The sequence below is a fragment of the Pseudomonas fakonensis genome (assembly GCF_019139895.1).
GTDB classification, from domain to species: Bacteria; Pseudomonadota; Gammaproteobacteria; order Pseudomonadales; family Pseudomonadaceae; genus Aquipseudomonas; species Aquipseudomonas fakonensis.
The window spans coordinates 2,324,028-2,345,927 of record NZ_CP077076.1; the positions used below are offsets into that span (position 1 = coordinate 2,324,028).

10 protein-coding genes are annotated in these 21,900 nt (G+C 67.0%); 1 reads left to right on the forward strand and 9 read right to left on the reverse strand.

Annotated features, from left to right (window positions below; genetic code table 11):
• Nucleotides 1-206: 206 nt before the first annotated feature.
• The gene (locus tag KSS94_RS10535) at nucleotides 207-1,505 is read right to left on the reverse strand and encodes an MFS transporter (RefSeq protein WP_217842913.1); all 1,299 of its coding nucleotides are present in this window, start codon (nucleotides 1,503-1,505) and stop codon (nucleotides 207-209) included.
• A 196-nt stretch (nucleotides 1,506-1,701) separates the two neighbouring features.
• Between KSS94_RS10535 and KSS94_RS10540 the strand changes: the two genes are divergently transcribed.
• Nucleotides 1,702-2,124, forward strand: a complete 423-nt coding sequence (locus KSS94_RS10540) for a DUF6508 domain-containing protein (RefSeq protein WP_217842914.1) — start codon at nucleotides 1,702-1,704, stop codon at nucleotides 2,122-2,124.
• Nucleotides 2,125-2,713: 589 nt separating this feature from the next.
• Here the strand turns inward: KSS94_RS10540 and KSS94_RS10545 are convergent.
• The 8 genes from KSS94_RS10545 to KSS94_RS10580 all read right to left on the reverse strand — a co-directional run bounded on the left by KSS94_RS10545 (nucleotide 2,714) and on the right by KSS94_RS10580 (nucleotide 21,861).
• A complete protein-coding gene (locus tag KSS94_RS10545; RefSeq protein WP_217842915.1) occupies nucleotides 2,714-3,298 on the reverse strand; it encodes a biliverdin-producing heme oxygenase in 585 nt (194 codons plus the stop codon).
• A gap of 220 nt (nucleotides 3,299-3,518) precedes the next feature.
• Entirely contained in the window at nucleotides 3,519-5,660 is a 2,142-nt protein-coding gene (locus tag KSS94_RS10550; RefSeq protein WP_217842916.1) for an HlyD family efflux transporter periplasmic adaptor subunit, read from the reverse strand.
• Nucleotides 5,660-7,015, reverse strand: coding sequence for an efflux RND transporter periplasmic adaptor subunit (locus KSS94_RS10555; protein WP_217842917.1), 1,356 nt, complete (start codon nucleotides 7,013-7,015; stop codon nucleotides 5,660-5,662). Before KSS94_RS10555 ends, KSS94_RS10550 begins: the two co-directional genes overlap by 1 nt.
• Nucleotides 7,012-7,767: an efflux RND transporter periplasmic adaptor subunit gene (locus KSS94_RS10560; RefSeq protein ID WP_217842918.1), complete on the reverse strand. Its 756-nt coding sequence runs from the start codon at nucleotides 7,765-7,767 to the stop codon at nucleotides 7,012-7,014. Before KSS94_RS10560 ends, KSS94_RS10555 begins: the two co-directional genes overlap by 4 nt.
• A complete protein-coding gene (locus tag KSS94_RS10565) occupies nucleotides 7,757-9,439 on the reverse strand; it encodes a TolC family protein (RefSeq protein ID WP_217842919.1) in 1,683 nt (560 codons plus the stop codon). The genes KSS94_RS10560 and KSS94_RS10565 overlap by 11 nt, the downstream gene beginning before the upstream one ends.
• 23 nt (nucleotides 9,440-9,462) lie before the next feature.
• Nucleotides 9,463-19,224 carry a putative Ig domain-containing protein gene (locus KSS94_RS10570; protein WP_217842920.1) on the reverse strand — a complete coding sequence of 3,254 codons (9,762 nt, stop codon included), beginning with the start codon at nucleotides 19,222-19,224 and terminating at the stop codon, nucleotides 9,463-9,465.
• Between the two features lie 41 nt (nucleotides 19,225-19,265).
• Complete coding sequence (locus KSS94_RS10575; protein ID WP_217842921.1) at nucleotides 19,266-20,828, reverse strand: Tad domain-containing protein; 1,563 nt, start codon at nucleotides 20,826-20,828, stop codon at nucleotides 19,266-19,268.
• A 793-nt stretch (nucleotides 20,829-21,621) separates the two neighbouring features.
• Nucleotides 21,622-21,861: a hypothetical protein gene (locus tag KSS94_RS10580; protein WP_217842922.1), complete on the reverse strand. Its 240-nt coding sequence runs from the start codon at nucleotides 21,859-21,861 to the stop codon at nucleotides 21,622-21,624.
• Between the last annotated feature and the right edge of the window lie 39 nt (nucleotides 21,862-21,900).

Here is a 21,900-nt window from a genome sequence, read left to right on the forward strand (position 1 = left end):
CGGGGTGTGGCTGTTCTTCTGGCGATCGCGCAGCGAACTGGTCTCTCAGGCGCGCCACACCCCTGTGGGAGCGGCCTTGTGTCGCGATGGGGCGCGTAGCGGCCCCAGGGTTTCGGCATCATGCAAAATTGCCGGGGCTGCTGCGCAGCCCATCGCGACACAAGGCCGCTCCCACAGGGGGCGTGTGGCATCTGTGCGATAGCGCTTCACGCGGTGACAGGGGCCTTGGTGGCCAACCGGCGATACAGCACAAAGGTCGCGCAGAACGCGCACAGCGCGGCGAACATCAGCCAATACGCCGGGGCCGCTTTATCGCCGGTCTCGTGAATCAGCCAGGTGGAAATCGCCGGGGTGAAGCCGCCGAACACCGCGGTGGCCAGGCTGTAGGCCAGGGAGAAGCCCGCCACCCGCACCTGCACCGGCATGATTTCGGTCAGCGCCGGAATCATCGCACCGTTGTACAGGCCATACAGGAACGAGAACCACAGCAGCACCTCGAGCATGTGCCCGAAGCTCGGCGCCTGGGCCAGGAACGACAGCGCCGGGTAGGCCGTCAGCACGGTCAGCGCCGACATCGCCACCAGCAGCGGCTTGCGCCCGTAGCGGTCGCTGAGGATGCCGCCGATCGGCAGCCAGGCGAAGTTCGACACGCCCACCAGCAGGGTGACGATCAGCGCATCGCTGGTGCTCAGTTGCAGCACGGTCTTGCCGAAGGTCGGCGCGTACACTGTGATCATGTAGAACGCCGTCGTGGTCATGGCCACCATCAACATGCCCAGCAGCACTACGCCTGCGTTGGCGAACAGTGTGCCGAGCACTTCTTTCATGTTCGGGCGGTGCTTGCGTGCGCTGAACTCTTCGGTTTCCTGCAGGTTGCGGCGCAGCATGAAGATCATCGGGATGATCAGGCAGCCCAGGGCGAACGGCACGCGCCAGCCCCAGTCGGCGATCTCGGCAGCGCTCAGCCACTGGTTCAGGCCAAAGCCCAGGGCTGCGGCGACGACAATGGCCACCTGCTGGCTGGCGGACTGCCAGCTGGCATAGAAGCCCTTGCGCCCGGGCGTGGCCATTTCGGCCAGGTACACCGACACACCACCCAGCTCGGCACCGGCCGAGAAGCCTTGCAGCAGGCGCCCCAGCAACACCAGCGCCGGCGCCCACAGGCCGATGTTGGCGTAGCCGGGCACCAGCACGATCAACAGTGTGCCGCTGGCCATGATCGCCAGGGTCACGATCAAACCCTTGCGCCGGCCGACGTCGTCGATATAGGCGCCCAGCAGTACCGCGCCCAGCGGGCGCATCAAAAAGCCCGCGCCAAAGGCGGCGAAGGTCATCATCAGCGAGGCGAATTCGTTGGCGGCAGGGAAGAAGGCAGCGGCAATGTGGGTGGCATAGAAGCCGAACAGGAAGAAGTCGAACTGTTCGAGGAAGTTCCCGGAAGTAACCCGGAACACCCGACTGGCCTTGGAGGTGCCCGCAGGCGCCGGATGGGTAGGCAGACTCATGGTGTATCTCCAGCGTTTTTTAAAATTTGTAAGTGCTTGTTACACGGATTCTCGACCAAAGTGACGCCGGGGATAATCGTTGTTTTCTCATCAATTGATGCACATATGCGATCAATCCGTGGGCGAGGGTGGTATTGGCGGGCGGACTCGGGCATAACACCGGCCTGGGTTTTCAGCGGTCAGGGGCGGTCAAGCGATGGGTTTTCTAAAGCGGGTGAAGGGGCTTTTCGCCAAGCCTGAAGTGGCAGCACAGGCATGGCCGGGGCCGGCAGAAATCGACGAATTGCTCGCTTACCTGCCGTTGCTGTACCCGGGCGGGGGGGCGATCCGCACAAGCGAAGTGCATGGCGATAACCCGTGGCCGGTGTATGTGCCGGTGGTGACGGACTTCTTTGCCGTGCTTGCGCGTGACTGCTGGCAGGACCTGGGCTACAGCATCGAGGCCGGGCATGTGGTGCGCGATGACCCGGCACGCCTGGACCATGCGGATTTGGCCCAGTTACGCAGCCAGCTCACCTACTGCTGCCGGGGTGAGCGGTTTTGCGACGGGCACTGGCGCGCGATGATCGAGCAGGGGCATGTGCTGCGGATTCTGCAGCGGCTGGAGCAGTTGCGTTAGCAGGCCTGGCCCCATCGCCGGCAAGCCGGCTCCTACAGGTACAACACAACCCTGAAGGTTATACGGTCGATGTGGGAAGCGGCCTTGTGTCGCGATGGGCTGCGAAGCGGCCCCAAGGTCTAAGCCCTATTCGATATTGCCGGGGCTGCTGCGCAGCCCATCGCGACACAAGGCCGCTTCCCACAGGGCTTAGCGCAATCACCCGCTATGTGCCGCAGGCAATACAAGAATGCCTAAACCGGCTCGAACCGTTCACAGGTATCCATCCGCACACCACGCAAGCTAGCCGTGCGCTGATGCATGGCATGCAGCCCCTCGGCAAAGTAGCCGACCAGTGGCGCAGGGTGCCGAGCCAGTCGGGCGGGACCGCCCCGCGCAGCAGGGCATAGCCGTTTTGGTGCAGGTGGTCGCGGTCGATCATGGCAGGCCCGGTGGCTTGGTGGCATCGGGCCATGGTAGAGCGGCGGCAGGGGCAGGTAAACCTGTAGGTAGCGGCTTTAGCCGCGAATCAGGCGACGTGATGTATGGCACCGGCTGCGCCGGTGTTCGTGGCTGAAGCCGCTCCTACAGGGACCTTAAAACCTGTGGCTCAGAAGCTCGCCTTGAGCGCCTTGCGGTAAAAATCGAACGCATCCCGCGCGCCCTGGATGGCGGCTTCTTTCTGCGCGTCGGTGATGTCCAGCCCGTCCAGCAGGGCGACGAACTGGCGCCAGTGCAGGCCGCGGCCGTCCGGGTGGGCGGCCAGGTGGCGGGCGCCGTGGCTTTCGCTCAGGCCGATCAGCTGGCTTTGCTTGAACAGAAACGCCGCACCCAGGTTGGAGCCTTCGCTGCAGTACAGCCAGCCAATGGCGTGCCAGGCATCCGGCGGCTGCACCGCCTCAGGCTTGGCCGGCACGGCCAGGCCCAGGTCGCGCAGGTCGGCGCACACTGCCTGGTAGCGCGGCAGTTCGCGCAGGCCCGGCAGCAGCAGGTTCAGTTGCGCCTGTTCGTACAGCGCGTCGATGGCACCGTGGAACCTGTGCTGCAGGCGCAGGAAGCAGCCATAGCGCTCCAGGCTTTCGAACGGGCGGGCGCCCATCACCAGGTTGTCGACGCTGTCGTGGTCGCTGCTGGAGCCGGCTTTGAGTTGCTTGCTCAGGGGCAGTTCGGGGCTGGCTTGGAGAATCGCGTTCATGGTCAGGTTCCGGGCAATTTCAGGTTGCCAGCATGATGGTCAGCGCCAGCGTACAGGACAATTGGCGGTTCATTAAGAATGCTTAACCCGCTGCGTGTCGCGGCCCTTGTAGGAGCCGGCTTGCCGGCGATGAGGCCGGCCCGGCCAATCAAGGCCAACGCCATGTGCCGGGGCTTAGGGCCCTATCGCCGGCAAGCCGGCTCCTACAGGGGGTATGGCGTTAGAACGCCGACTCGCGAATCACCACCACCAGCGCCCGGCGCAGTGCCTGCAGCAGCGGGCTGCGTGCGCTGCCGGTGATGATAGCCGTGCCGCGCAAGGTCGTCAGGTCGCCGTCCAGCTGGCCCACCGGGCTGAGCAACACCCGGTACAGCGCCTGCTCGGGCTCGGGCACCTGCTGTTGGTCTAGCTTGGCGGCGATCGCGCCCTGGTACACCGAGGCCAGCTCCGGCGCCGAGGTGAGCTTGCGGGTGGCGGTCTGGCTGATGTCGTCCACCTTCAGCCGCAGCCGCGCGCGGCCGGCGTCCTCGGGCACGAACCAGGCCTCGGCGCCGGCTTGCAGGCGCTCGCGGTCGGCTTCGGTGACGAAGGCCTCCACCCGCAGCTTGCGCTCATCCACCAGGGTGCCCAGCCACTCGCCCGCCGGCAGCCATTCGCCCGCGGCCAGCGGTTCGGCCAGGTCGGCCAGGCGCCCGGCAAAGGGCGCGCGCACCTGCAACTGGGCCAGCTGGTCGTGCAGCGCCTGGCGCCGTTGCAGGGCAATGCGCAGCTCATCCTGGGCCACGGCCTGGCGCGCTGCCCCTTCGCTGGCGCGCACCTGCAGGCTGCCTTGCTGGCGCAGCAGGGCGATTTCCTGCTCGAGCCGCGCCAGGTCATGGGCCAGCTGCGGCGAGCTTAAGCGAAACAACGGCTGGCCGGCCTGCACCGGCTCGCCGGGGCGCGCCTCGATGGCCTGCAACTGGGCGTCGGCCGGGGTTACCAGAATGGCCTGGCGCTCGGCCCGCAGCAGCGCCGGGGCATCGATGCGGCTGCTCCAGGGCAGTACCGCCAGGGTCAGGCCCACGGTCAGCACAGCGGCGCTCATCAGGGTGTTGCGGTTCATGCGGTAGTCCTTGCGGCGTTGGTACCAGTGGCGCAGCTCCTGCCAGATCGGCCGCAGGATGAAGTGCACGATCTCGACCAGAAACAGCAGCACGCCGAGCAGCTTGAAGGCGAAGTGATAGACCAGCAGGGCGATGCCCATGAACAGGAAGAAGCGGTAAACCCAGGTGGCGAAGGCATAGCCCAGCAGTACCCGGTGCAGCCAGGGTTCGAAGTACTCCGGGCGCGGGTCGCCCAGGCCGAACAGCGCCTCGCGCAGGCGCCAGCGCGCCAGGGCGAAGGCGCGCTCCTGCAGGTTGGGCACATCCAGCAGGTCGGCGAACAGGAAGTACCCGTCAAAGCGCATCAGCGGGTTGAGGTTCACCGCCAGGGTGAGCATCCAGGTGGTGCTGGCCAGCATGAACGCAGCGCTGCGCAGCGGGCCGTCGGGCAAGAAGCTCCAGGCCAGGGTGGCCCAGGCCGCCAGGCATAGCTCCACACCCATGCCGGCGGCGCCGATGGCCAGGCGCTGGTGGCGCCGGGTCAGGCGCCAGGCACCGCTGGCGTCGGTGTACAGCACCGGCCACAGCACCAGAAAGGCCACCCCCATGGTCGGCACCCGGCAGCCGAAATGCTTGCACGCATAGGCATGACCGAACTCGTGCAGCACCTTGCTCAGGCTCAAGGTACAGGCCGCCAGCAGCGCGCCTTCCAGGCTGAAGAAGTGCAGAAAGGTGTGGGTGAAGCTGTCCCACTGGCGGGCCGCCAGGTACAGGCCCAGCAGCGCCGCCAGCAGGGTGGCGATGACGAAGCCCCGGCCGAACACCTGGCGCACCCGGCGCAGGGTGCGGGTCAAGAACGCATCCGGGCGCAGTAGCGGGATGCGGATCGACAGGTAGTTTTTCATCAGCCAGCCGGCCCAGCCGGTGGCCCCGGCTTCGCTGCGCTGGCGCAGTTCGTCCATGGCGGTTTCGCCGGCCACGTCCACCAGTTGCTGGGCCCGCAGAAACTGCGCGAACTGCTCCACCTCCTGGCTTTGCATGGCCAGGGTGGTGGACTGGCTGACGGCTGAGGCCACCGCCTCGGCGCTGCCTCTGGGCCAGTGGCTGAGCATTTCGGCCTCGGGCCAGCCGATGCGGTAGAAGCGTCCGCGCGCCGGGTCTTCGAGGGTCCAGCTGGGCGAGCCGTCCCGCGAACGCGGGCCGGGGTGCAGGCGCAGGCTGCGGCGCAGCACGGGCAGGCGCGCCTGGCCAGGCGGCAGGGGCAGGGCAGCTGCGTCCATCACCACCCCAGGTACACACGGGCTGCAGCCAGCGGCCGGCGCAGCAGGTAGTTGAACAGCAAGGTGCGTTCGCCATACAGCTTGGCGGTACCCTTCAGGCCCACCCGCAGGCGCGCATCGTCTTCGCTGAAGGCCGCTTGCAGGCGATAGGCCATGGTCCCGTCGCTACCCGGTGTGGCGCGGTAGCCGTGGCGCTGCAGGGTGGCCAGCAGCGGGCTGCCGGGCTGGCTGTTGAGGAACAGGCGTACCTGGGCGCCGGGTGCCAGGGCGATGGCGTCAGCCACCGGCAACTGCACCTCCAGGCGTGCATCGTGGGGGTCGGCCACCTGCATGATGCGCTCGCCCAGTGACACCGGGCGGCCGATCCAGTCGCTGGGGTCGTCGAAAATCGCCACGCCGTCACGCGGGGCCAGCATCAACGAACGCTCAAGGTTGCCCTCCAGGTAGTCGACATCGGCACGGGCCTGGTCACGGCGGGTCTGCAACTCGGCCAGCTGGGCCTTGGCGCGTTCATCGAACAGCGCCTGCTGGCGTGCCTGGCGCAACTGCGCCTCGGCGGCGGTGAGGGTTTGCCGGGCGCTTTCCAGGCGGCTGTCCAGCTCGCGGCGGTCCAGTTGCACCAGCGGTTCACCCTGGCGTATGGCCTGGTTGGGCTGCACCAGAATGCGCTCGACCACCGCCTGCAACGGCGCGCGCAGCACCGCAGGCTCTCGGGCGACGATCTCGCCGGGGGCGAGCACGCTCTGGCGCACCGGCAACAGGGCCAGCACCAGCAGCGCGGCAACGATGGCCAGCACGGCCTTGCGCGGGCGATGGCACAGGCGCTGCAGCAGAGGTTTACGGCGGCTGCCCTGCAGGCCGGCCCAGGCGTGGGCGCTGGCGTCCTGCAACAGTTGCAGCAGGGCCAGCTCGGCGGTGCCGGGGGCGCGCTGGCAACTGAACAGCAGCGCCCCCAGCCATTGCCCGTCGCGCCGGCGCAGGGGTAGCCACAGCAACTGCGCGGCCAGGTATTCCGGCCACTGGCTGCGCTCTTGCGCTGGCGCATCGGCGCTGCTCAGTACCCGCGTTTCACCCGCCCAGGGCTGGGTTTGCCAGTGTTCGCACAGGCGCCCAAGCCACAGCACGAAGGGCGCATTGGCCTCGACCTGCGACAACCCCGAGCAGTGGCTCACGCCCGCGCCGCCGGCCTGCCACAGCAGGGCCTCCTGGTAGTCGAACAGCTGGCGGCTGTCGTTGACCAGCAAGAAGCCCAGGCCGCTGAGGTCGGCTTCGCCGCGCACCCGCCGCTCCAGTTGCAGCAGCAGCGCCATGCGCTCGGCGCGCTTGTCCCGCGGCGGCGTCACGGCAGCGTTCACGAACCGGCCCCCGGCGGCGCCAGCAGCGCCACGCCGCTCATGCCCGGCAGCAGCGCCGAGGTGTCGCCGGTAATGCGCGCGAACACCTTAAGCGACTGGCTGACCGGGTCGATGGCCGCGCCCAGGCGTTCAACCTGTGCGCTATAGCGCTGGCCGGTTTCATCAAGTTGCACCGCGAAGGCCTGGCCGGGCTTGAGCCAGCCCAGCCAGCTGGAGGGCACGATCAGCTCCAGCTGGTACACGCTGTCGTCATAGATGGCCAGCAGCTCGGTGCCTTCGGCCACGTGCTGCCAGCGCTGCACCATGCGTTGCGACACGCGCCCGGCAAACGGTGCGTTGAGCGTGCAGCGCCCGAGCATGGCCCGGCCCACGCCGCTTTCGGCCTGGGCAATGGCCATGTCGGCGCGGGCCTGGGTGACCTCGCTCTGGCTGATCGACTCCAGCGCATCGAGCTTGCGCGCCACTTCGAGCTTTTTCTGCGCCCCGGCCAGCGCCGCCTGGCTGCGGCTAAGCTGGGCTTTTTGCACCGAGCAGTCGAACGCCGCCAGGCGCTGGCCCTGCTTGAAGGTATCGCCTTCCTTCACGTCCAGCTCCACCAGCTTGCCGCCGATCTCGCTGGACAGCACGGTCTGGCGAATCGGGCTGAGCTGCACGCGCAGCTCGCCGTTGTCGCCTTCGGCCTGGGCGCGTTCGGCAGCCACCGCCACCAGGATCGCCAGCACGGCGGCCCACTTGCGTTGCCTAGCGGCCATTGACGTGCTCCACCGGTACCAGCTCGGCGCCGCGCAGCGAGCCGAGGCTGTCCCACATGTCCAGGCGCACCACTTGCCGTGGTGCCGGTGGCGGGGCGAGTGGGGCGGGGGCTGCCAGCGTCTTGGCGTAGGCCAGTTGCTGCGCGGCGGCAACGCCGGCCGGTACGCTGCCCTGGCCCTGGTTCAGGCGCACGCTGTTGGCGGCGATGGCCTGGCTCAGTTGGGCGATGCCGGCACCGGCGATGCGCTCGGGCAAAGGGTCCAGCCCGGCGGCCTGGTACACCGCGCCATGGGCCACCTGCAGCTCGGCGTAGGCACGGTCGCGGGTGCGTGTGGCCAGCACGGTCTCGGTGGCGGTGCGTACCCGCTCCAGGCGGCTTTGCGCCTGGCTGGCGTAGGCCCGCTCGCTTTGCTGGTAGATGCCGCGCTGCACCTGTTGCAGCTCGCTTGAGCGCTCGTACACCTGGCTGGAACGCTGGAACTCGCGCCAGGCCACGTTCACCTGGGTCAGCACGGCCATGCGCATGGCCTGGCGGCGCAGCTCGGCCAGTTGCTGGCGGCTCTCGCCGGTTTTTTTCACGGTGGGGTAGGCCAGCACGTTGAGCAGGTTCCAGCTGACTTGCAGGCCGGCGTCGGCCCAGTGGTCGTTGACCAAAAAGCTGTTGCTGTCGTAGTTGCCGCCGACGAACAGGTTGGCCCCCGGCAGCAGCTTGAGCAGCGCGGCGCGCGATTCGAGCACGGCATTGCGCGCCTGGTAGCTTTCGCTGCGGATTTCCGGGCGCTGGATCATCGAGGTGACTTCCAGGTCGGCCAGGTTGTAGGCCAGGGCCGGGCGCGCATAGCTGCTCTCGGCGGGCGCGGCCAGGCTGAAGGCGGTGTTCGGCGGCAGGTTCATCAGGCTTGCCAGGCGCGCCTTGGCCACCGACAGCTCGCCGTCCACCACCTCCAACTGGCGGATCATCTCCAGCAGGCTCTTCTGGTAGCGCAGCGAATCGATCGGCGCCTGCAAGCGCTGGCGCTCGCCCTCGCGGGCCTGCTCCAGGGCGCCGCGGGCATCGCTCAGCGCTTGCTGCACCTGGGGTTGCAGGCGCTCGGCGCCGGCCGCCTGCCAGTAGGCTTCGCGCACCTGCTGGACGATGTCGGCGACCACCTTGCGGCGGGTTTCCTCGGCGGCCAGCACCTTGTTGGCCTGGGCCTTGGCGCTGAAGTAGCTGACGCCGAAGTCGAGCACGTTCCACGACAGGCGCAGGCTGGCATCGCGGCTGCTGCGGTCGCTGCTGGTGGAGGGCTCCAGCGACTGCTGGCCGGTGGTCACCGACTCGCTGGACGAGCCTGCCACGTTGTCGCGCCCGCGCCAGCCGGCGTTGGCCGCCAGCTGCGGCAGCAGGCTCAGGTTGGCGCTGCTCAGGGTGTTGTCCTCCAGCTGGCGCTGCATCAGGCCCACGCGCTGCTGCAGGTTGTACTTCACGGCGCGGGCCATGGCTTCTTCCAGGCTGATCGGCCGGGTGACCGGCTCTTGCGCGGCGAACATGCTCTGGCGGTCGGCGTCGGACTCGGCCAGGCGCTGCTCGGTGCTCATCGGCTCGGGCTTCACGGCGCAGGCCGACAGGCCCAGGGTGGCGCAGGCGATGGCCAGGCGCAGGGAGACGCGGTTGAAAGTCGTGCGGGTCATTTGGTCATGCGTCCTTGATGCATTCAGGCAATGTGTTGGAAGTCGTCGTTGGCCCATTCGCCCAGCTGTTGCAGCAGGTCCATGGCTTCGGTGTACAGGGAGCCGCTGGCCTGCTGGCCGAGCTGCTGGCTGAGGGTTGCCGGTGCCTCGGCGGTGTCGGCGCGGGCCGGCTCCTGGCCCTGGGCGCGAATGTGCAGCGGCACGCGCTGTTCGCGGCCGTCGGCATCGCGCAGCACCAGGCTCAGGCGCACCTCGCCGTGGCGTTGCAGGTGGCGGCTGTCGATGCGGATTTCGCCGCTGCGCGCGTCAAAGGCGGCCCAGCTGGGCAACGGCAGGCCGTTGGCCAGGGTCACCCGCTGCACGCTGGCGCCGTCGGCGATCTCCAGTGGCATGCGCAGGCTGACCCAGCGGCCATCGTGGTTGCCCAGCTCGACCTCGGCGCGCAGGGTCTTGCCGTCGAAGCGCATCTGCTCGTTGACTTCGCCCTGGAAACCGGTGTCGGTGACGATGCGGTCGGCGTTGGCCAGTTGTGCGGCAAGGGTGCCGCGGTTGCTGGCCAGGCCGCTTTCGTCGAGGCTGCTGTGGCGCACGCTGTCGACGGCGCTCTGCATGGCCGGTTCGCTGGTGATCTGCAGCGCGTCGGGTGCAGCGTCCTCCAGCTCGAACGGCGAGTTGCTGGCGGCCAATGGCAGGGCGGTATTGCCGGCTGCGTTGATCACCGGCGTCACGCCGTCGTTGCTGGCCGGGCGCGCCACCACCAGGGTCAGGGTGACCTCGGTGACGCCGCCCTGGCCGTCGTCGGCGCGCAGGGTGATGCTGAAGCTGCCGGCGCTGGACGGGGCGGTACCGCTGAAGGTGTGGCTGCCTGCGTCGAAGCTCAGCCATTCGGGCAGCTCGCCGACCACGCTCCAGGTCAGGTTGTCGTCGTTGGCATCGCGGAACAGGCTGTCCGGCACCTGCACTTCGTACGGCTGGCCGATGTTCACGCCGGGCAGGTGGTAGCCGGCATCGGCCACCGGTACGGCGTTGGCCACTGCCAGCTCCAGCACCAGGGTGGTGGACTTGCCGCTGGCGTCGGTGGCTTTGATGGTCAGGCTCAGGCTGCCCACCTCGCGCGGCGCGGTGCCGGACAGGGTGCGGGTGGCCGGGTTGAAGGACATGCCGGCGGGCAGGCCTTCGATGCTGTAGGTGAGTGCTTCGCCCTCGGGGTCGCGGAACAGGTCGGCGGGCAGCTGCAACTGGTAGCCGGTGCCGGCAGTGGCCGGGGCGAGGCTGTAGTCGCTGTAGGCGTCGTTGAGCACCGGTGGCTGGTTCGGCGGCAGCAGGGTTACGTCGATATTGAAGCTGTTGCTGTTCAGCGCATCGCCGATACTGCCGTCGTTCAGCACCAGGGTCAGCGCATGGCTGCTGGCCTGGGCCGGGGTGTCGGCGCTGCTGGTCCAGCTGAGCTGGCGTACCAGGGCGGTGACCTGGGCCCGGGTCAGGGCGGCGGTGAAGGTGAGGGTGGTGACATTGCCGTCGCGCACCAGGGTGGCTACCACGTTGCCGTCCAGCAGTACGTTGTTGCCATCCAGGCTGTAGGCGCCGCCGGCCAGCAGGCCGATGCTGTCGCTGGCCTGGCCGCTGATGCTCAGGCTGGCGCCCTGGTAGTTGTTGGCAGCGTCCAGCTCGGGGTCGCTCAGGGTGATGCTGGGGGCCAGTGGCAAGGGTGTGCGGTCGTCAGGGTCGAGGCTCGGGCCGTCCTTGGCTTCGCTGGCCAGCACGCTGGCATCGCTGCCCAGTACCAGCACGCCATTGTCGGTCACCAGCAGTTGCGCGGCGCCGCTCACTTGCAGCGTGCCGGTCAGGGCATCGGTGGCGGTGAGGTAGCGATTGACCGTGCCGTCCTGCAGGGTGACGAACAGCTGCGCGCCATCGGCCGAGAGGGCGATGTCGGTCACTGTACCGGTGCCTGCCAGGGTGCCCTGATAGGTCAAGGTGTTGCTGGCGGCGTCGAAGCTGTAGCGCAGCACCTGGCTGGCGGTGGCTACATAAAGGGTCTTGCCGTCGGCGCTGACGCTGAGCTGCTTGAGGCCGCTCAGGGCCGCGTCGGCTTCGCGGCTCAAGGCCACTTGCGTGTAACTGCCGTCGCTGCCTTGGCGGTACACCAGCAGGCTCGAACCATTGCCGGTATTGGTGACCACGAACAACAGGTCGCCGCGGCTGACGATCTCGCTGGGCGCCCACATGAAGGGCTTGCCCCACATGTCGGAGGGCAGGCTGTCGGCTGCGCCGAGCTGCCCGTTGGCGGTATCGCGACTGAACAGCAGTACGGTGTAGCCGTTGCTCACGAACAGGGTCTTGCCGTCGGCCGACAGGCTGATGTCGTTCAGGTTGCTGAAGGTATCGCCGTCGGTCTCTGGGTTGCCGCCGAGGGTGGCCTGCAAGCTCAGGCTGCCCTGGGCATCGACGCTGAAGCACAGGATGGCGCTGCCGTCGCTGCGCAGCGCGTACAGGCTCTTGCCATCGGCAGACAGCTGCATCTTGCCGATGCCGCTTTCCAGGGTTTGCGTGCCGAGGTGGGTCAGGGCGCCACTGTCGTCGCGGCTGAACAGGGCGATATGGCCCTGGCCGTCGGTGATGTACACCCGCAGGCCATCGGCCGATACCACGCTGCCGGTTGCGCTGGCCAGGCCATAGGCGGAGAGGTTCAGGTCCTGCACGCGCTCCAGGTCGCCCATCGACAGCAGCGGGTCGTTGCCCAGTACCGGCGCGTCGTTGACGGCGCTGATGCTGACAGTCAGCGCCAGGCTTTCAGTGGGCTCGCCGCGCTGGTCGGTGAGGCGGATGGTCACCGCAACGCTTGCCACTGGCGCATCGCTGCTGTTGGCGTAGGTGATCTGGCGCAGGGCGTTGTTCACGTCGGCGGTGGTCGGGGTTTGCCCGGCGGCATCGCTGAAACGCAGGGTCAGCACGCCATCGTTGACGGTCAGGGTGCCGATGACCTTGCCGTCCTTGACCAGGTTGCCCTTGCTGTCCAGGCTCAGGCCGTTGCCCTCCTTGAACCCGAGCTGGTCGGCACTGCTGTGGCCCGCGCCGAGGGTGACGCTGAGCACGGCGCCGTCGTAGTTGCCTTTGCCTGCGTTGAAGGCGTCCATCTGGGTGTCGCTGATGGTGGCGCCGGGGGCCAGGTAAACCGGCGCGGCCTGCTCGGTGTAGCCGATGCTGCTGGCACCGCCCTCGAGGGTAGGTGCGGTGTTGGCGGCAAGGGCTTTATCCAGGGTGACCACGGCCTGGCTTTCGGCCTTGCCCAGGTCGGCGCCGCCACCGGTGTCGCGCACACTCAGGGAAATGGTGCGGGTGCCTTCTACGGGGCTGGCGCTGTTGCTGTAGGCGAGGCTGTTGGCCATGTCCTGGGCGCGCTGGGCATCGCCCATGACATAGAGCACCAGCTGGGTGCTGGTCGCGCCGCGGATGATCAGGTACAGCTGGCCGCTGGCGGAGGTCTGCTGGCCGCTGGTCCGGTTGCTGAGGTAGATCTTGCCGCCGTCGACGCTGATGATGTCGTTATCGTTGACAGCGTCCAGGGTCAGTACCAGTTGCCAGACCTTTTGGCCAGCCTCGATCACGTCGATCTTGGTGTTCTCGAACAGCTTCACCGGCTCGCCTTCGGCATTGAAGGTGGGCTTGAGGCCCTCGGTGCTGACCACCGGGGTGTCGTTGACCGCGATCAGGTTCACCTCCACCAGGCGGCTGTCGCTGTAACCGTCGCCATCGTTGAGCTGCATGCTCAGGGTGGTGCTGCTGGCCGGGTCATTGCTGGTGTTGTTGTAGGCGATGCTGCGCAGCACCAACTGGGCGTTGGCCTGGCTGACGCTGGCGATGAAGGTCAGGGTCAGCACACCGTTGCTGTTGGCAAAGGTCGCGATTGGCTGGCCGTTCAGCAGTACCTGGCCGTTGCTGTCCAGGCTCAGGCCGTTGCCGGCAAGCAGGCTGAACACGTCTTCGGGGTCGGCACCGCCGTCGCGCTGGATGACGATGCTGGCGTTGTTGTAGTCGCCCGCACCGCCATTGAGGGCATCGAGTTGCGGGTCGTGCAGGGTGCCATCGGGCAGCACTGCGACGGCATCGCCGCCTTCGGTGAAGGTCGAGGGCTGGGTGACCAGGTTGATCACCATCACGCTGCCGGTTTCATCGGCGATGCTGGTCAGGTACAGCTGCTTGCCGTCTTCGCTCAGGGCGGCGCCGGTCACGGTGGCGCGCACCAATTGCGGGATGTCGAAGGCGCGGCTGGCGCCCAGGGTGCCATCGGCCTTCAGGCTATACATCGCCACCTTGTCGGCGCCGACCGCGATCAGCGCAGTGCCGTCGGCGCTGGCCAGCAGCTGGCTCGGCTTGCTGGCCAGGGTGACGGCGTCGGCGTTGACGGTGAGCTTGCCGTCGGTGGCGATCTTCAGGCTGTAAAGCGTTTTGTCGTCGGTGACGTACAAGGTCTTGCCGTCCGCCGACAGCACCAGGGCGTCGGTGTAGTGGGCGCTGGCGCTGCTGCCAGCCAGGTGCTCGACCAGGGTCAGGGCGCCGTTGTCGGCCACCCCGTACACGCTGACCAGCGAGCTGCCACCGCTGTTGCCGACATACAGGTACTTGCCGTCGGCCGACAGTTGCAGTTGGGTGAATGCCGTGTTGCTGTCGCCAGGCGTGAGGGTGGCGCCCTGGCTCCAGACCGAGCCGGTACGGGTGAACACGCTCAGGCTGGTGCCGTTGCTCACGTAGGCGGTGTTGCCCTGGATCAGCACCCGGTCGATGGCGTCGAGGTTACCGCTAAAGGTGCCCTGGGCGGTCAGCGCGCCGCTGTCGGCATCGCGGCTGAACAGCGCGATGCGGTTGTCGGCGGTGCTCAGGTAAACGCTCTTGCCGTCGGCCGACAGCGCCAGGCGCGTGGTAGCGCCGGCCAGGCCGTTGTCGGCGCTGGCATCGAGGGTGTCGCGCAGGGTCAGGGTGCCGTCGGCGTTGCGGGTGAGTACGTACAGGGTGCTGAAAGTGACCTGGCTGCTGGAGTCGGTGGCCGGGTCATAGACAAAGTCGGTGGTGCTGCGCAGCACATAGACCTGATCACCGACGCTGACCACGCTGTCGATGCCTTTGTAGCCGTCGGGCCAGTTGTCCCACTGGATCTTCTCGACCAGCTCCAGGGTGCCAGGGTCGGAGCCCAGCACCGGGCTCTGCCGGGTGACGGTCACCTCGGCGCTGAAGGTGGTGGTGGCGGTGTCGCTGCCACCGTTGGCGGTGCCGCCGCTGTCTTTGACTGCGCTCAGGCTGATGCTGCGCACGCCCAGGGTGGCGCCTTTGCTGTCGGTGTTGGCGTAGCGCGCACCATCGACGACCGCAGCCGCCGCGCTGGCGCTGATGCCGGCGGTGCTGCCCAGCACCACGGTGGCGGTGCCGTCGCTCAAGCTGACGGTGTAGCTCAAGCCGCCGGCGGTGATGCCGCTGCCGGCCACCAGGGCGATCTGGGTGCCATCCAGCAGCAGGGTTTCGCTGGCGCCGTCCTTCACGCCGCTGACGCTGAAGGTCAGGCTGGTGATGGTCTGCCCGGCTTCCACTGCATCGATGGCGCTGGCGTCGAACAGCTTCACGCTGTCCTTGCCCGGCTCCTGCTGGCTGTCCACCGGGGTAGTGCTGACCACCGGCGCGTCGTTCACTGTGGCGACCTGCACCACCAGCTCGCGGCTGGTGGTGCCGCTCTTGTAGTCGTCCTGGAAGGTCAGCTTGAGGCTGATGCTGGCTTCGGGGTCGTTGCTGGCGTTGGCGTATGAGATCTGGCGCAGCACTTGGTTGGCCACCGCCTTGGTGGTGTCGGCGGTGAAGGTGACGGTGAGCTTGCCGTCGACACGGGTGATGGTGGCGATGGTGCTGCCGTTGAGCTGGATCTGCTCGCCGCTGCGGGTCAGGCCATTGCCGGTGGTGAAGTCGAACAGGTCGTCGGGGTTGGCGCCGCCGTCGCGTTCCAGGGTGATTACCGCGCCGTTGTAGTTGCCGGCGCCGCTGGCCAGGGCGTCGAGTTCGGCGTCGGACACGCCGAGGTTGGCGCCGGGGTGGATCACGCTGGCCTGGCCTTCGGTGTAGTCCAGCTGGGCGGCGTCGGAGATGCTGATGGTGCCCAGGCCGCCTATGGTGAAGAAACCACCGCCGTAGATCGATTCACCGTCCGCCGACACTGCCATGCGGTAGGCACGGCCGCTGGTGCCGGTGATTTCCTTGACGAACACCGGGACGCCGTCGTCGCCGAGGCTGTAGATGCGCAGGGTGGCCGAATTGGTGCCGGCGAACAGCGTCTTGCCGTCGGCCGAGAGCGCGACGCCCCAGGTCTGGGCCGCTGTAGCGGCGGTGTTGACGAACACCAGGCTGTTGCTGGCGCTGTCGTAGTGGAAGGTACGGATACCATTGGTACCGGCGGGCACGTAGATGTAGCCGCTGTCGGAAACCACCAGGTCGCGCATGGTGGTATTCAGGCCGTTGCCGGTGATCTGCGCGGTGCGCGTCAGCCCGCCTGCGCCATCCGGTTCGTAGACCACCAGGATGCTGGTGCCGATCACGTACACGTTGCCCTGTGCGTCGGCCTTGACGGCGTAAGCGGTGTTGAAGGTGCTGTCGGTGATCAACGTCGCTGCCGACAGGCTGCCATCGCCATTGGCGGCGAAGCGCAGCAGGGTGTTGCCGGCCACGGCGTAGAGGGTGCCGTCGGCGCCCACGCTCATCTGCTTGATCTGTGTGGCACCGGCGTCGAGGCTCTGGCCGCTGGCGCTCAGGCTGCCATCGGCATTGACGTCGAACACGCTGACTGCGTAATTGCCGCCGGCGGCTTTCTGGCCGACCACGTACAGCTGCTTGCCGTCGGCCGAATAGACTGCCGATGCCGCATTCTTCAGGCCGTCCACCTCGACACCGTTGCTGGCATCGCCATCGTCGGCAGTACCCTGAACGATACGCTGCACCAAGGTCAGGGCACCGGTATCCAGGTTGCGGCTATACACGTACAGCGTGCTGTTGCCACTGGGGACGATGGTGTGCCCGCCCGAGCCACTGCCCAGGACAAATACAGTGCGCCCGTCGTCGGAGACTTCCACACTGTAGACATAGTCGCCGAAACCGCTGAGCCCGCCGTTGTTGGTGTACACCAGGGTGCTGCTGTCCACGCTCAGCACCGGCTTGCTGTTGTCAGCCTCGGCTTGGGAAATCACCCGCAGGGTCAGCTTGGTGCTGGTGGAGGCGCCGGCACTGTCGGTGACGGTCACTTCGATGGTGTATTCACCGGTCGCGCTGGTGTCGCCGGTGAGGGTGCGGGTGGCGGGGTCGAAGGTGACGCCCGTGGGCAGGTCGTCGACGCTCCAGGTCAGGGTGTCGCCGTAGCCCTGGTCCTTGTCGCTGAACAGCGCCTGGTCAAGTGTGACGCTGTTGCTGCCCACGTTGAGTAGCACGGTGTCGGCAGCGCTGCTGTTGTGCTCGGGGGGGCGGTTGGCGATCTGCTCGACGTCCAGGGTCAATTCCACCGAGGCGCTCTGGCCGCTGGCGTCGGTGGAGGTGACCACGATGTCGAACGCGCCGGTGGCGGTGGTGGTGCCGCTGATGGTGCGGGTGACGCGGTCGAAGCTCAGGCCGTCGGGCAGGCCGCTGACGCTCCACACCAATGCGTCGCCGTCAGCGTCGCTGAACAGGTCGGCTGGCAGCACGGTGCTGTAGCCAGTCTCGCTGGTGGCCTTGGGCGGCACGTAGCTGCCGGCGTTGCCCACCGGCACGCTGTTGGCGCGCAGGGTCAGGCTGAGCACGCCGCTGGCCAGCAGGCCGTCGCTGATGCTCACCTGCAAGGTCATCAGGCTGCCGGGGGTGGTGCCGCTGGCGGCGCTGTACGTGAGTTGTTGCAGCACCTGGTTGGCCACGGCCTTGCTGGTGTCGGCGCTGAAGGTGACGGTGAGGGTGCCGTCGGCGGCCACCGTGAAGCTGGCGATGATGCTGCCATCGCGCTTGATTGTGCTGCCGTCCAGGGTCAGGCCGTTGCCTTCGGCCAGGCCGAAGCTGCCGCCGGTGACACTGGGGTCGACGCTGATGCTGGCGCCGTTGTAGTTGTCCAGGCGGTCGAAGTTCGAATCCTTGAAGCTCAGGTCTTCGCCGAACCGGGTCGCCTGGCCCAGGTTCAGGCTTTGCACGCTGCTGTAACGGGTGACGTTGTCGCCGGCTACCAGCACCGAACCGTTGCCGGACACGGCAATGTCCTTGCCGCTGGTGTTGCCCTGCACGCTGGCCTGCAGGGTGAGGTTGCCGCTGCTGTCGATACTGTAGCTGCGCACCGTGCCGTCGCTGCTGGAGGCATACAACAAGCTGCCATCGGCGCTCATGGCCAGGCCATTGACGTCGCTGGCGGCGATGCTGGCGATGCGGGTCACCTCGTCGGCCTCATAGCGCAGGATGACGATGCTGTCCTTGCCCGGGTCGGCGATGTACAGGTACTTGCCGTCGGGGGAAATGGCCAGGGCATCGCGGGTGCTGTCGGCGGTCAGGCCGCTGAGCACCAGCTGGTTGAGCAGCACCAGCTTGCCGTCGCTGCTGTGCTGGTACACCGCCAGGGTGGGCGAGGCGTTGACGCCGACGCCGGTGTAGAGGATGAACACCCGGTCGTCGCTGGTGATGATCTGCCCGCCACGGCTGTTGCCGTTCTCGATGGCGCGGGTGAGGTAGCTGAGGGCGCCGGTCTCCTGGTTGCGGGTGTACACCACCACGTCGTTTTGCGCGGTGCCGGCGTACACATAGCGGCCGTCGGCAGAGATCGCCAGGCCGCCGCTGGTGTTGCCGTTCTGGGTGGCCACCGCCACCGCCGAGGTGATCTTGCCGTCGGCATCCACGCTCAGCTGCATGATGCTGGTGCTGCCGGAGCTGGTGTAGATCGACTTGCCATCGCTGCTGATCACCAGGTCCGCGATGTTGCCCAGGCTTGCGTTGCTGTAGGTCTGCAGGCGGGTGAGGGCGCCGCTTTCATCTACCGAGAACACTTGCAGGGCATTGCCACCGGCGACATAGGCAAAGCGCCCGTCGGCCGACCACACCACGTCGCTGCCGTTGCCGATGCCAAGGTCCGCCGGGGTGTAGGTTTCGCGGCTGTCCAGGCCGCCGCTGTCGCTGAGCACCGGGGCCACGTTGACCTGGTTGTCGAGGGTGACGCTGGCCTTGATGGCGGACAGGTCGGTGCTTTGCCCGCCGCTGTCGGTGAGGCTTTTCAGGGTGATGCTGACGGTACCGCTGTCGACGCTGTTGTCCAGCACCTGGTAGCTGAGGTTGTCGATCAGGGTTTGCGCCCGCGCGGCGGTGGGCGCCTGCACGCTGGCCTGCAGGTTGATGGTGACGGTGCTCACGCCGTTCTCGACGCTGACCGACCAGGAGTAGCCGTTGGCTTGGGTGAAGCCGCTGCCGTTCTGCAGCACGATCTGCTCGCCATCGATCACCAGGGCCTGGTTGCTGCCGCTGCTGCTGACCTGCAGGGTCAGTTCGGTGGGCGCCTGGTTGCTGTTGTCGAGGGTGACCTTGACGTTGTCGAACAGGTTCACCGGCCCGAAGCTGTCGGTGCTGTCCTTGATGGTCACCGTGCTTTTGGTCGGGGTGGCCTCGGTACCGGGCGCGGTGGCGCTGGCATCGACCTTGGCGGCCACGTCGGCGGCAGTGGCGACGGCCGCGGCATCCAGCAGGATGCGCGGCTCCAGGGCCAGCGCCAGGCGGGCGCGCGGGGTACGGTTGCGGGCGTTCGGGGTGGTGGTCATGGGTTCGAAGTCCTGTCGATGAATGCGGGCGCGGCCTTGGGTCACTCGACCAGGCGGGCGTAAAACTCGTGCTTGATCTTGTCGGCGATGTCGTCCAGCAGGTGCTGGATCTGCTCCTGGCCTTCGTTGAAGGTGGGGGCGTTGGCGAAGGTCATGCTGCCGCCGCCCTGGGCGCAGGTTTGCAGGGGGATGCCGGCCACCCGGTCGAACAGCTGGCGGCCGAAGTCCTGCGGGTCGCCCGGGCGTACGCCGATGAAGTGGAACTTCAGGTGGCGGCTACGGAAGCTGTCGCACAGGTCCTGAAAGCGCCGGCTGGCGGTGGCGGTGCCGCCCGGGTCGTTGTTGCCGTTCTGCACCGCTTCGCCGACCTTGCCGGCGTTGTAGGCGTCGGTGTCGAACCAGTCGCCGGTGGTGTTGGCCAGCATCACGATGATCTTGGCGTTCTGCGCCTTGTCGCTGTCGGGGAAGTCCAGCGGCAGTTCGCTGTCGCCCCAGCCGGCACTGCCGCGCATTTCGGGGGACAGGGCATGGCCGGCCCAGCCCATGCCGATGGCGTAGTTGGTGTTGAAACCGGTGCGCATCTCGTCAAGGCGGTCCTCGACCTTTTTCAGCTGGTTGGTCAGCGGCAGCAGCGCGGCGCGCGGGCAGCCGACGTTGCCGATGATGAAGCGGGTGTCGTTGACCCCGGTGGCCTGGCCGAAGTCAGGGTTGGGGCCGGTCCAGCTGATGCTCGGCTCCAGCGGGTGGTTCTCGGGCAGGTCGTGGCGGTAGTACACGCGGGTGAACTGGCCGGTGGGGGGCTGATCCCAGTAGTACACCTGGCCCGGGTACATGCCGCGGTTCATGCACAGGCGCTCGGTGCGCGGGTCGGGCATGCGCCCGTCGGACAGGTCGCGGATGCCGGTGCGCCACAGCGAGGTCAGCTCGACCGGACGAATGGCCGCGGCGGTGGCCCAGCGGCGCAGGCGCCCGGTGTCGTCGGGGTCGTATACGTTGACCACCTGGCTGAACGGCACCAGCGACAGCCAGATGCGTTTTTCGCTGTTCTCGTCATCGTCCAGCAACTGCCCGGCGAAGCGCTTGAACATCTGGCGCAGGGCAGCCAGCTCGGTGGGGCCTTCGGAATCGGTGTTGGGCAGCACGATGGCCACTTCGGTGGAGCGCGCCACTACCTCGACGGTGGAGTGCACGCGCATGTCCTTGACCTCGCCGCCGAGCAGTTCGGGGTCGGCCTTGAAGCGCACTTCGACCTTGTAGCGGATACGTTCGTCTTCGCCGGTCTGTTCTTCGAGCTCGACGCTGTCGCGGTTGATCTGGCTGGCCAGGCTGGTGTCCATGCCGAGGTTGTTGACCACGTAGCCGTAGGCCAGCTCGCGCAGCACGGTGGGCGATTTTTCGTTTTTCATCAGCCGCTCGTTGCCCACTGCCATGGCGGCGGCGTCGGTGGCGCGCTTGACCTGGGCGGCGTTGCTGGTCATGCGGTTGGTGTCCAGGGCATAGGCGGTGGCAAGCAGCGCGCCGCCCAGGGCCAGGACCATGAACGGCGCAATGCTGCCGCGTTGGCGGTGGCGGGCGGCGGTCATGGTTTTTTTGCGGGAGAGCATGGGCGTCGGGGCATCCGGGGTGGCGTGGCAGGGGGATCACGCGGGATGCAAAGATAAGAATAATTCCCAATATCGCTCAATGGGCGGTTTATTAAGAATGCTTAAGGGTGGGGGTTGAGGGGGGGCTGAAAGGTGTTCGCCATGGCCCTTGCAGCGCCTGTGATGTGCTCGCCACAACCCTTGCAGCGCCTATCAGATCGAGCGCCGCCCGCGCGGCGCTTCGCGGCACAAGGCCGCTCCTACAGTTTGTTTCGGGCCAGTTATGCCTGTGCAAGTACCGGCGCCTGCCTTGGTGCATGCCTTGAGTCATGTGGAGCGGCGGCAACGCCCACGCTGAAACCGCGTCGTACCAACAAGGCGGACCAGGTGATGGCACAGGAGAGACTGGCCCGAAACAAATGTGGGAGCGGGCTTGTCCCGCGATGCGCCGCGCGGGCGGCGCTCGATCTGATAGGCGCTGCAAGGGTTGTGGCGAACACCTGGCAGCCCTGATGCGGTTACCGTGAAAGGGCCTAATGCCCTGCGCGAGCAACGTTCTTGTGTTACCTGTACCGTCCTCATCGCCGGCAAGCCGGCTCCTACAGGTACAACGCAAACCTGAAGGTCATGCGATCCCTGTGGGAGCGGCTTTAGCCGCGAAGCAGACAACGCGGTGGATGGCACCGGCTTCGCCGGTGTTCGCGGCTGAAGCCGCTCCTACAGCGACCGCAGAGCCTTGCAACTTGCGCTGTACCTGTAGGAGCCGGCTTGCCGGCGATGAGGCCGGCACAGGCAGCACAAGACAGCCACCCGTTCAACGCCTCCACCTGTCAAACAAATGGGTGAATGCCAAGGCATGAAAAATAATCATGGCTCCCGTTACCGTGGTCATGATCCAGAAACTGGCCATGTGCATCGTTTCCAATGGGAACTCAATGACACCTTTTCCCGCCATGATCTCGAAGTAAATGACAGCCATACAAGTCGCATAGATGAGTTCTCCCCAAAATTGCCAGGCTCGCATCATGTCCTTGAATATGTATTTGCTGAGCACCAATCTCAGTCCTGCGTCGGATAGTGCGAAGATGACGAG